This window comes from Rhizobium sp. Leaf321 (assembly GCF_001423215.1).
GTDB lineage: Bacteria > Pseudomonadota > Alphaproteobacteria > Rhizobiales > Rhizobiaceae > Neorhizobium > Neorhizobium soli.
This window is the reverse complement of sequence record NZ_LMOF01000005.1, coordinates 306780-319137: the sequence shown is the minus strand read 5'-3', so window position 1 is coordinate 319137 and position 12358 is coordinate 306780. Positions and strand designations below refer to the sequence as shown.

The window sequence follows — 12358 nt, the reverse complement described above, 5'->3', positions numbered from 1 at the left end:
ACGAGCTCGTCGATCGCCTAGAGATGGCGCAGTTCTATCCGCGCTTCGAAACCGTCGGAGCGTCCTGTCGCCGGAGATGCGAGGATCAACTGTCCGTTCATCTGACCGAGTAGTCGGTCCACAATTGAAAGACCGAGACCGGAGCCTTCGGCTTCGGTCCGGCCACGCCCGAAGCGCTTGCGAATGGCGGCAAGTTCAATCGCACTCATAACCGGCGATCCGTTGGTAATGCGCACTGGGCCACCATCCTCAAGAAACACCTCGACCGGTTTATCCGGTGTCCCGTGAATGAGTGCGTTTTCGATCAGATTGCGCAGCACGATCGCGAACCCGTCTTCGCTCACCGGCGCCGTCAGGCGCGCGCCAGTTGGATGGCGGAGGACCAGCCGGTCGGGATCGGCCATGCCGCGCTGAAAATCGGTCACCACCATGTCCAGAACACGACCAAGATCGACGGCGTGGTCGGCGAGGCCGATGCCCGCCTCCGCGCGAGACAGTTGCAGCATCTTTTCCGCAAGGTGGCTCAGTCGCGTCAGTGAGGCTTCAACCTGGTCGGCACGCCGGCGATGAGGGTTTCCCACAAGTTCGGCGACCAGCATCTGAGTCTGCGCCAGCGCGCCCGCAATCGGCGTTCTCAGCTCGTGGGCGCTGTTGGCGGTAAATTCACGCTCCGCATCAAGTGCTGTGCGCAGGCGCTGCATCAGCCGATTGACCGATGCGGCAATCGGCATCAACTCTTTCGGAAGCGCCGTCGCGTCGATCGGCTCGGTGTTGCCGCCGTCCTTGGTTTCGATCTCCTCGCGCAACGCACCGACGGGACGGACAGCTCGACGCACCACGAACCAGATCGCCATTCCGCAGACGGGAATAAGCAGCAGGAGTGGCAGAAACAGTGCCATGGCGCCTTCGCGAAGCGCTTCTTCTCTGTTTTCGAAAGCGTCGGCGACCTGCACGAAGACACTCCGATCGCCATTCGCCGCGGTATAAAATTGATAGGTGTCGTTTCGCCACAGCCCTGCCTTCAGCGGCGCCTCGAAAGGTTCTGCCGGCGCATCATGGGACCGGATCAGGATCCGCCCGGCCGTGTCTCTCACCTGATAGATCAGGTACTCCCGTTCGCCGCTCGAACTCGCGGTCTGTAGTTGTTGGGGGGAGGCGCCGACGAGGCTGCGATGTTCAAGGTCGTCGACGGCAAGAGGAACCAGTCTCTCGGCCGTATCCTGCAGAGTACCATCGAAAATTTCGGCGAGCTCCTCTTCCATCACAACCAAGCCCAGGCCCACGGCAAGCAGCCAGAGAAACGCCATCACCACAGTCAGCCACAAAATCAGACGCCGGGTCATGGAAGGCGCCGTCTTGGAAAGAAGCATGCTCATCGATCTACCCTAGCCGATATCCAATTCCGCGCAGTGTTGTGATGTGGTCGCGGCCAAGCTTCTTGCGCAAGCGGCTGACATAGACTTCGACGGTATTGCTCTCGATTTCCGAGCCGAAGGCGTAAAGCGCTTCCTCGATCTGCGATTTGGAAACGACCGCGCCGACACGAGACGACAGCGCGTCAAGCACGGCCCATTCCCGGCTGGAAAGTTCGATGACGGCGCCCGTTGCGGTAACGCGACGGTCGGTCGCATCGATCTCGAGATCGCCCACGCGAAGAAGCGAAACCGGACGGCCGCTGTAACGGCGACTAACCGCCAACATGCGCGCCGTCAGCTCACCCAGGTTGAAAGGCTTCACAAGGTAGTCGTCTGCACCGCTGTTCAATCCTTCGATGCGATCTGAAATCTGGTCATGTGCCGTCAGAATGATTACCGGCGTGGTAATACCCTTGGCGCGCAGGCGTTTCAAAAGCGCGATGCCGCTGCCATCCGGCAGGCGCAGATCCAGAAGGACAAGACCGTAGCCGGTCGTCGAGAGGGCGCTCTCTGCAGCGTCAAGCGTCTTGGTCCAGTCGACGGCATGGTCGGCGCTCGCCACATGGTCGCGCACTGCTTCCCCAAGTGTCACGTCATCCTCGACCAGAAGAACTCTCAAGCAGTCTGCTCCATCCCTTTGCCATTTCGCTTCGGCGATCCGGAGACGAGAATAGCCGGAAATCTCAGGAAGTGGAGCGACAATCGTGCGCACACAAGCGAAGCACGAGAGCCCTGTTGCCAACCCAGCAAACGATGTCGAGAAGAACTGTCTGACCGGACTACCACCAGTGTCGAACGGGTCAGAAGTCTGCACGCGCGCTGGCAACGCCGCTACTGTCTCTCACCCGCCGGCACGATGCCATTACGTCAAGGTCCGGCTTGTAGCTCGAAGTCCGAACGGACATCATTCCCAGTACGGTGTGAAACAGATTGTCATGTGAGGCGGGTGCAGCCGCTCGGGAAGAAAGGCATTGCGGATCGGTCGTGGTTTTCAACTCCGACCCTTGCCACAGCACAAAGGGCACGTGGGTCTGCTGCGATGGCGCAACGACATACGGAGCGCCGTGCAGATAAAGGCCATGCTCACCGAGCGACTCGCCGTGATCGGACATGTAGATCATGGCTGGAGCGATGACGTCCTGACGCGCCTTCAGACTGTCGATAACCGACGCGAGGATGTGGTCGGTGTAAAGGATCGTGTTGTCATAGGCGTTGACGATCTCATCGGTTTTGCAATTGCCCAGTTCAGCATTGCGGCATTCCGGCTTGAAGCGGGCAAAGGACGTGGGATAGCGCTCAGAATAGGCGGGGCCATGACTTCCCATCTGATGGAGGACCAGGACGCTGTCGCCCTTGACTGTCGAGAGCCAGCCATCGAGTGCCGCGACCATCCCCTCGTCGAGGCACTCCCTGTCTTTGCAGTAGCGGGGATCGTTGGCATCGGAAAACGAGTGGTAGGCGGTACGGCTTGCAACGTTCTTGCTGCCGGTGTTGTCGTCCCACCATTCCGTTTTGACACCCGCGTGACCGAGGACGTCGAGCAGATTTTCATTCGCGAGGCCGGCACGATGGGAATAGCCGCGCCGTGTCAGGTTGGAAAACATGCAGGGCACGGAAACCGCTGTTGCCGTGCCGCAGCTTGATGTTTCCTTGAAGTAGGTAATGTCTCGGCGGGCGAGCTCCGGATTGGTGTCGCGGCCGTAGCCACCAAGCGAAAAATTCCCGGCACGGGCCGTCTCGCCGACAACGATCACCACGACGCGCGGTCGGCCGGAGGATGTCGGGGCAATGACGCGGGCATCGGTCCCGAGCGATTTCACGACGACGGTTTCGTCCTCGCCGGTCGCCATGGCAAAGCCGATGGCATTGCCGATCGGCACGAAGGGGTTAAGTGTCATCATCAGGTCTTTGTGGAGCCGCGTGACCGAGGCAATGCTGCGAGCGCTGCTCATTCCGCAGGCGAGCGCGACCAGCAGAAGTGGAACGATTGCCGCGCTGTTCCACAAGACTTTGCCGAAGAACGGCCTGTGTTCGATCTTGACCCAGCAGACCAGAAGCGATGGCAGGATGCCGAAAACGGCCATGTGCAGCACGAAGGCCGGTGTCAACAGATGCCCGGCTTCGGATGACGTCGTCTGGACGGCGTTGCGGATCATGTCGACGTCGATGATCGTTCCGAACCTGTCCATGAACCAGGAGCCCGCAGCAGCGCTCACGAAGAGAAAGACCAGAACCGGCTTCAGGACATACTTGAGCGACAACGATACGATCAATGCTGCGAAAAGGCATGCGAGACCGAGTATGAAGGCAGCAAAGGCAAGGTGACTGTCGAAATAGGCGAAAGCCCGCGTGAGAAACATCCGGTTGGTAAAGGCCGCCAGATAGAGTGCACCTGTCACAGCCAGGGTAACGCTACCCATCCGCGGGCGGAAGAAAGGAGGTGCGGTTCTGGACAGACTGGAGATCGGCACTGGTTGATCCTCGGCGATATCGATTGCCACGGATTTGCATCGGATCCTGACACGCACCTGAATGCCCTAGACCAACGGCCACCCTTCAGCTGGGAGTCAGCTTCGTTCGTCATCATTGCCTGAGTGAGAAGCAACAAGGCCTATACTCGGTGAACAGTTTTCGTCTTCGGCCCGGTCTAATTTTCGTGGGCATATTCGTACTGATCGTGTGCTCGATCTCGCTGCTGCGCGATCCCCGGCACGTTCGCAATCCCCAGACGCTACCGGGATCGAACGTTCGACAAACACATATGCCGACGGGTTGAGCGGCCGCATCTTGACCGGCGGATGTCCGGTGCGCCATGTCATAGGGTGCATCTTTTCGGACGACGGGGGCAGGCAGTGGGCGATATCGATCGGGACAGGGCAGAGCGATTGATGCAAGAGGCCGATCTTGACGGCCTGCTGCTATTCCAACCCGAGGCATTCCGCTACGCAATCGGCGCATCCGCTGGCGTCGCAACGATGTGGGGCAGGGCAGGGGCAGCAATCGCTTTTGTCCCCGCGGATGCGGGGCTCGCGCTTGCCGCCGTGGTCAGCGATCACGCCCTGCCAAGCATCCGCAAATCCGCACCTGATGTCGAGCTGCGCAGTCATCGGATCTGGATCGACACCGTCGATACAACGGACGCCGGCTCCATCGCGCAAATCGACCAGTGCTATCGCCGAGGTGGGTCGACGGGGGAAAGGCCTGAAACCTTTGATCGCGAAGCGTCCTTCTGCCTGCTGGGAGAACTGCTTCGCGAGCGCGGTCTATCTGAGGCTCGTCTTGGCGTTGACATGGAGTTCATGCCCGCCGCCGATTTTGCCGCGCTGAAGCACCATCTGCCCCGCGCCTTGTTGACAGATGGATCTGCGGTTCTGCGCCGCCTGCGCTCGGTGAAGACGCCGGTCGAGATCGCTCGATTGCGTCTTGCGGCCAATGCGGCAGAGGCAGGCATCGTCAGAATGGTCGAGGCCATACGGACTGGCTCCTCTGTCCAATCGCTTTCCGACGCTTGGAAATCCGGCGCGAAGGCGTTCGCAATCGGGAAGGGCGTCAGCCTGTCCGGGTCATGGGACTACATCTCCGTTGGCCCGGATCTTTCAGACGCGAACGCAACGGTTGTTCCGGGTGCGCTCATCAAGGCAGATGTAGGAACGCTGGTGGAGGGATATTCTTCCGATAGCGCACGAACCTTCGTCTATGGCGAGGCGTCGCCGCTCGCGAACGATCTCGACAAGATCCTCCTCGAGGCATTTGAAGCGGGCCTCGAGCACATCCGGCCCGGCAATACATTCGGCGCGGTGCATCGGGTTGTCACGGCCGCCATCCGCCGTGGGGGATTGAGCGAATATCATCGTGGGCATTTCGGGCACTCGGTCGGCGGCAGTGCCGGCATCGAGGAATGGCCATTTTTCTCGATGGGAAATGAGGAACTGATCCAGCCGGGCATGGTGGTGGCGCTCGAGACGCCCTTCTACGGGAATGGCTTTGGTGCCCTGATGATCGAGGACCAGTTCCTTGTGACCTCTGACGGCACGGAATGCATGAATAGATTGCCGCGCGGTCTTCAGAAGATCATGCATTGAAGCCTGACGACCGAACGCCCGCGAACGGCATTCTTCAGAAATCAGGGGCCCTCCGCGCACGCCGTTCGTCCTGGTTCTTGCGATGGACACGCAATATTGCACACCCAGACAGTTGCCAAAACTCGATCATTGTTGCACCACCATTGCGCAAAACGAACCGACATCGCAATTGGAACATAGCGGAATGCGTCTGAGATATTCTTTCCTTGGTCTACTTCTTGCCATCGCACCAGCAGCCTATGCCTTGGAACCGGGCACACCCCCCGTCCTCGCTCCGCTCGATCGGCAGGCACAGGCGGCCAATATCAGCGCACAGTTTCTCGGCCGCTACAGCTACAAGCCCGTACCGCTGGACGACGCGCTGTCGGTCAAGATCATGAACAGCTTCATCAAGTCGCTGGATCCGGACCGGAGCTTTTTTCTCAAATCCGATATCGACAGCTTTGCCGCGAACAGCAAGAAGATCGACGATGCGATCGAGGACGAGGACCTGAAGCTTCCCTTCTCGATTTTCAACGTTTATTCGCAGCGCGTTTCAGAGCGCCTGACCTATGCACGTGAGTTGCTGAAGCAGGGTTTCGACTTCACCCAGCGGGAAGAGTATTCCGTGCTGCGAGACGACGCGCCGTGGCCGCAGTCGCAACAGGAAAGCAACGACCTGTGGCGCAAGCGTGTGAAAAGCGACTGGCTGCGCCTGAAACTGGCAGGCTCCCAAGACGCGACGATCCGCGAGACGCTCGACAAGCGCTACCAGAACGTCCTTGATCGGACCTACCGTTATAAGAGCGACGATGTATTCCAGTCTTTCATGGCTGCCTACACGACGTCGGTTGACCCGCACACGGACTATTTCGGGGCGAGGGCAGCGGCTGAATTCGACATCTCCATGAGCCTGTCTCTCGTCGGTATCGGCGCGGTTCTGCAAGAACGCGACGGTTACACCACGATCCGTGAACTCGTGCCTGGCGGCCCGGCGCAGCTCTCCGGCAAGCTCGCTGTCGGCGATCGCATCGCAGGCGTTGCGCAAGGTGAAGATGGCCCGATGAAGGACGTCGTGGGTACGCGCCTCGACGAAATTGTGCAGATGATCCGTGGCGCGAAGGATTCTGTCGTCCGTCTGGACGTGCTGCCTGCAGATACCGGTGAGACCGGAAGCCACCGGGTTATCAGCCTCGTGCGCGACCGGGTTAGTCTCGAAAAACAGGCAGCCCAGAAAAGCATTATTCCGGTCGAGGACAAAGGTGTCACCCGCCGCATCGGCGTGATCACTCTGCCTGCCTTTTACGAGGACTTCGAAGCGAGACGCAAAGGCGAGAAGAACTACAAGAGCGCCAGCCGCGATGTCGCCAAGCTGCTCGTTGAACTCAAACAGGAAAACGTTGATGGCGTCCTGATTGACCTGCGCGATAACGGAGGCGGATCCCTGTCTGAAGCGATTGAACTCACCGGGCTCTTTGTCGGCAAGGGACCGGTCGTGCAGCAGCGCGATGCCAAGGGTAAGGTTGAAATCCTGAAGGACGATCGGTCTGCTCCCGCTTGGGCGGGCCCGGTCGGCGTGCTCATCAACCGCGGTTCGGCTTCGGCCTCCGAGATCTTTGCTGCAGCTATCCAGGATTATGGTCGCGGCGTTGTGATCGGCGAGCCCAGCTTCGGCAAGGGAACCGTGCAGACCGTCGTGGATCTCGATCAGGCGACGCGCAGCAGCGAATCGAAATATGGCGAACTGAAACTGACCATCGCACAGTTCTTCCGCGTCGATGGCGGTACGACCCAGCTTCGCGGTGTGACGCCGGATATCAACCTCCCGGGCCTTTCTGACCCGAAGACGCTGGGTGAGGCGAGCTATGACAATGCGCTGCCATGGACACGTATCAAGCCTGCCAAATATGCCGCAGTCGGAAATGTCGCATCTGTTCTGCCACAACTGCAGACCCAGCACGAAGCCCGAATCAAGGATGACCCGGATTTCCAGCGGTTCATCGAGGACGCTGCCGAACTGAAGCAGCAGCGCGAGAAAAAGGTCATCTCGCTCAACGAGGCCGAACGCCGGGCAGAACTCGCAGCCGTCGCCAGTCGTCTGAAGGCTCGCGAGCAGATCAACAATGGACTGGTCGGCAGCGAAGACGATGGTCTGCAAGCAAACGAACGTAGCTTGAGTGCGGAGATCGCTCTTGAGGATGCGCGCAAGAATGCCAAGGACGTCCTGAAAAACGAGGCGTCTGCGATTGTCGCCGATCAGGCGACCTTGCTGCAAGACAGCAATGCACAGCCCGGGCGCGCCAAGCGAAACTAGTCACCAGCGGGCTGCGGGGTCGTCGGGGTTCAAGTGAACCTTATGACGGTCATTAGAGCAACGTCGAATGACGTCGACAGCGCGCGGTAGCGATACCGTGCGCTGTCGTTAAAGCGAAGGGGAGATGCAGTCTCACCGACGTGGAAAACCCGAGCCGCCCAACAGATAGCATCATCCATTTATCAGATAATATGCATTATGGAACCAACGGATATTGATGGCGTGTAGCAGGCTTAGCGGCCTTGGCTGAGACGGTAGATACGTCCGCTACGGTTCAACGTGCCGCCTCTGAAGCGCCGATATCAGCACGCCATTTCCGGCTATCTTTGCCGACGCGTGAGAGACGAAGCGAGAGAGACGAAGCGTAACAAAGCAGTGGCCGCGGGTTTAAAAAATGCAAATCCTAGTTCAGCCGCGACCATCGGTAGCTTGTAATCCCGGCCGACCTGGGAGCCTTACCAGACCGCGGCTAAAACTCCTCCCACGCCTCGGCGACAGCTGCACTTGTTGGAAAAGAGCTGTTCACTCTCGCCATCAGCTTTCTGGCTGGGGACGGCATATGGGGCGCGCCGTTGGCGTTTCCGGTTCGAGGTTGAAGGTCATGTCCTTTGCTCAACGTGAACCGACCAATCATGGTGAAAAGGTTATCTGCTTCGCGGGCAAGGCTGTTGCTGGCTGCAGTCGATTGTTCGACCATGGCCGCATTCTGTTGCGTGCCCTGGTCCATCGTATTGACCGCCATATTGATTTCCTTGAGCCCGACCGCCTGCTCCTTGGCCGCTTCGACGATGGCGGTGACATTGACGCTGACGTCCTGGACGCGGGAGACGATCTCAGTGAGCGATTTTCCGGTTTCTGCAACAAGCTGAACCCCGTTTCGAACCTGCTCGCCTGACGTGTTGATCAGGGTTTTGATCTCCTTGGCCGCCTTTGCAGAGCGTTGAGCAAGTTCACGGACCTCCTGGGCGACGACGGCAAATCCCTTTCCGGCCTCCCCGGCGCGCGCCGCCTCGACGCCGGCATTCAATGCCAGCAGATTTGTCTGGAAAGCGATATCATCGATGACCCCTATGATATTGACGATCTCGTTCGACGAGCGCTCGATTTCGCCCATTGCCGAAATCGCTTTTCGCACGACGTCGCCAGACTTTTCGGCACTGTCCTTTGTCTCGGTGACAAGGCGACCAGCGGCTTCGGCACGCTTGCTCGATCCGGCAACGGTGGTCGTGACCTGCTCAAGGGCCGCAGCCGTTTCTTCAACAGAGGCAGCCTGTTGCTCGGTGCGCTTCGAAAGATCATTGGCGGCCGACATGATCTGGTTGGAACCCGCCGCGATCGTCTGCGCGTTCTGGCCGACGGTGCGCAAGGTCTGCTCGAGGCGTTCCATGGAGCTGTTGAAGTTCGTCCTCAACACATCAAGCTGCGCAACGAATGCTGCATCGATCCGATGCACGAGGTTCCCATTCGCAAGCTGATCGAGACCATGTTTCAGGTTATCGACAGCGAACTCCATCGCTTCGGCTTCGGCGGCTCTGATCCGGTCGCGTTCAATACGCTCCCGCTCCGAAACGCTGCGGTTTGCATCGGCCTCGGCCTCCAGACGAGCTCGATCTTTCGCACTTTGCCTGAAGACACCAACGGCGCCTGCCATTGTGCCGATCTCGTCGCGGCGGCCCTCGCCGAAGATGCGCACGTCAAGTTTGCCGCCCGCCAACTCGGTCATGGCCCTCGTCATCTCGGTCAACGGCCGGATAACCGCAGAACGAACCGTCCAAACCGAAATCACCACGACGGTAAGACCCGCGAAGGCAATGATCGCCATGACCAATGTCAGGCCAGCCTTCATCTCCTTTCCTGTCGCGAGCGTTTCGGCTGCGACACGAAGCTGAAGCTTCACCAGTTCGTCGATGGGACCACCAAGCGGATCGATTGTCGGATAAAGATCGGCGTCGGCGAAGCGTCCCAAGGCATCCAGATCGCCGGATGCAATCAGGGTCAGCAGGCCTTTCAGCTTTGCATCGGCCGCTGAGCGAGACGCCTCGAAGGTCGTAGCGATCGCCGACTCATCGGCTGTCATCTTCGTGTTGCGATATTCGCGCCATCGCAGGTCGATGACCTTCATGGCGGTCTCGATGTTTTCGGTCGCCTGCCGGGCTGTCAACGTTCTCGCGCGGGCCTTGTGGACCGTATCGACGATGTTTACCGCGTAACTGTCGGCGACCTGCTTCAACTGCGCCAAGGGGATGACGCGATCTTCAACGATGGAATTGGCAAGCTTGCCTTCTTCATCGAGTGCATAGAAAGCAAAACCAGCCATCGACAGTAGCGCCGTAGCGAGGACGAAAAGACAGGCTAGAAGCTTTGTTCGTATCAACATTTTCAACCTCTCATCGGGCATCGACCTGCCACCGGCACAACGGGCCGGAAGTCAGTATGGTCGCAGATTGTGGATTTTGGAAAAACTGACCGTATGCAGTGGCACGGCGTCTTGCTCGCCGGTACCGCAGGGGTCGATCGGAAAAGGAATTCTAGACGATTGGCCCAAACTAAAATTGTTGCCGTTTACCGGGCAGTGCAAATCCTGAAATCGGTCTCGCGCTGACAAAAGACGAGCGCCTACCCACTCCCTCGATTTGTAGGGCAGATTCGTTAAACTGTGGTTACGATGCGAAAATCAGCAATTCGTCTTAATCAAATACTCATACGTTGTGCGATTGAGGCGTAAGTTGCGTTTCAGGTTGTACCTGCTTCCGCAAGCCAAGTTTGGTCGTGCACCGAACCTTCATCTGACAGTCACGGAGCGTCTAGGCGGATGAGTGCGAACGGCGCAGCTATCAGGCGGCGATGAGGCCGGCAGTATTCAAACCTTCGAACATTCGTTCCAGGTTCAGAAAACAGATCATTCCTGTGGGCTGGACGATGATGCCGTCGGAATAGCTCGTCGCGGCACCCGCGTTCATGTCAGGCACAGGCTGCATGTTTTCGACGGGAATCGTGAGGATGTCCGAGACCCGGTCGACAACAAGACCAAAGGCCATTCCGTGGACTTCCGCCACGACGATCGCACTCCGCTCATTGGGTTCGGTACTCCGCATACCGAGCTTGCAGGCGAGGTCGATGATCGGAATCACTGCACCGCGGAGGTTCATCACTCCCAGAACCTCTCTGGGTGAATGCGGGATCGGCGTCGCGGGGCCCCAGCCGCGGATTTCGCGGATCGTCACCGTCCTGACGCAGAACTCCTGGTCGTGAAGGCGGAACGCGATGATTTCCAGGGTCTCACCGGAACGTGCAGAATTGGAAGGATGCAAAGTGTTCATTTCATCGTCCTTGCAAAGCGGTCGGTTGATTTTCGAGTTCGTAGTTCTGTGTTGTTGGTGACGTCATCATTGCAACAGTCAGTGGACCGTCATTTTTCTCCACGCGGGCATCGCTGATTGCGCGGCGGCAGCGTTCAAAGGATTCCTTCGACTGCGAGCACCCAGCGTGAACCGGGATGCAGCTTGTAGGCACTGAAAGCAGGCTTTCCCTGCGATCGGTCTCCATGATTTCGAGAATGACGGACAATGCCTTGTCGAAGGCAGCGACGCAGCGGGGGTCGAAGTGGCTCCCCGATCTTTCACGTATGTGTGCTACGGCGCGATCCACGCTCCACGCCTCTTTGTAGGGCCTTGCGCTCGTCAACGCATCGAAATTATCGGCAATGGCGACGATGCGGCCGGAAACCGGAATGGTCTCACCCGAAAGACGGAACGGGTACCCCTGCCCGTCCCAGCGTTCATGATGACTGCCAGCAATTTCGGCAGCAAGCTGCAGAAGACTCGACTTCGATTCCCGGAGAATATCGCAGCCGACGACCGTATGTCGCTGCATGGCCGCGAACTCCTGTTCGGTCAGCTTGCCGTTCTTCAGGAGGACGGCATCGGGAATGGCGACCTTTCCGATATCGTGCATCGGCGAGGCAAGCCTGATGTCGGAACAAGCCCGCGCCTCCATGCCGTAGGCCCGCGCGATTGCCTCGGAATAAAGGCCTACGCGCCGCGTGTGCCGGGCCGTCTCGAAGTCCTTGTAACTTGCTGCGATAGTCAAGCGGTCAATGATTTCCTCCTCGCGGGCACGCAGCTCAACGACCGCTTTCTCGACCTCGATACGAAGCCACTCGGCCTTGTCGGCAAGCTTGTTGCGCGCGTCCACGAGGGCGACCAGGTTCTTGATCCGGGCCTGAAACTCCAACGGGTTCACGGGTTTCGTCAGAAAGTCGATCGCGCCTGCATTGAGCGCCGCCATGCGCGTCGCCGTATCGGTATCGGCCGTGACAAATACCACGGGCTTGTCGCGGTAATTCTCGAAGCGAACGAGTTCGGTCAATAGCTCGATGCCGCTATAGACAGGCATCTGGAAATCGATGACGGCGATGTCGAATTCGAGCGCTGGAGCATCTGCCAGCACGTCTTCGGGATGAAGATAGGGAATGGCGACGCAGTCCGGCAGTTTCTCGACGAGTCTCGTCAGGAGAGAGAGGTTCGTTTTATTGTCGTCGACAAGTAGAATGCGCATGTGAACGTCCC

Annotated in this window: 8 protein-coding genes; 2 read left to right on the top strand and 6 right to left on the bottom strand. The window is 58.8% G+C overall.

Features of this window, described 5'->3' with window-relative positions; all coding sequences use genetic code 11:
- Positions 1–17: 17 nt before the first annotated feature.
- The 3 genes from ASF70_RS05120 to ASF70_RS05110 form a co-directional block, all read right to left on the bottom strand.
- The gene (locus tag ASF70_RS05120; protein ID WP_062578411.1) at positions 18–1370 is read right to left on the bottom strand and encodes an ATP-binding protein; all 1353 of its coding nucleotides are present in this window, start codon (positions 1368–1370) and stop codon (positions 18–20) included.
- 10 nt (positions 1371–1380) lie between these two features.
- The gene (locus ASF70_RS05115) at positions 1381–2034 is read right to left on the bottom strand and encodes a response regulator (RefSeq protein WP_062577980.1); all 654 of its coding nucleotides are present in this window, start codon (positions 2032–2034) and stop codon (positions 1381–1383) included.
- 181 nt (positions 2035–2215) lie between these two features.
- Positions 2216–3916, bottom strand: coding sequence for a phosphoethanolamine--lipid A transferase (locus ASF70_RS05110; RefSeq protein ID WP_348270987.1), 1701 nt, complete (start codon positions 3914–3916; stop codon positions 2216–2218).
- 351 nt (positions 3917–4267) lie between these two features.
- Here ASF70_RS05110 and ASF70_RS05105 point away from each other — a divergent pair, with 351 nt between their 5' ends.
- On the top strand, positions 4268–5497 hold the full coding sequence (locus tag ASF70_RS05105; protein WP_062577975.1) for a Xaa-Pro peptidase family protein: 1230 nt from the start codon (positions 4268–4270) through the stop codon (positions 5495–5497).
- A gap of 184 nt (positions 5498–5681) precedes the next feature.
- Positions 5682–7790, top strand: coding sequence for a carboxy terminal-processing peptidase (locus ASF70_RS05100; RefSeq protein ID WP_062577972.1), 2109 nt, complete (start codon positions 5682–5684; stop codon positions 7788–7790).
- A 469-nt stretch (positions 7791–8259) separates the two neighbouring features.
- Here ASF70_RS05100 and ASF70_RS05095 read toward each other — a convergent pair whose 3' ends face one another.
- The 3 genes from ASF70_RS05095 to ASF70_RS05085 form a co-directional block, all read right to left on the bottom strand.
- Positions 8260–10167 (bottom strand): methyl-accepting chemotaxis protein, encoded by a 1908-nt coding sequence (locus ASF70_RS05095; protein ID WP_082471775.1) that lies wholly within the window; start codon positions 10165–10167, stop codon positions 8260–8262.
- Between the two features lie 457 nt (positions 10168–10624).
- On the bottom strand, positions 10625–11110 hold the full coding sequence (locus tag ASF70_RS05090; protein ID WP_062459796.1) for a chemotaxis protein CheW: 486 nt from the start codon (positions 11108–11110) through the stop codon (positions 10625–10627).
- A gap of 1 nt (position 11111) precedes the next feature.
- Positions 11112–12347, bottom strand: coding sequence for an HD domain-containing phosphohydrolase (locus tag ASF70_RS05085; protein WP_082471774.1), 1236 nt, complete (start codon positions 12345–12347; stop codon positions 11112–11114).
- Positions 12348–12358 lie beyond the last annotated feature (11 nt).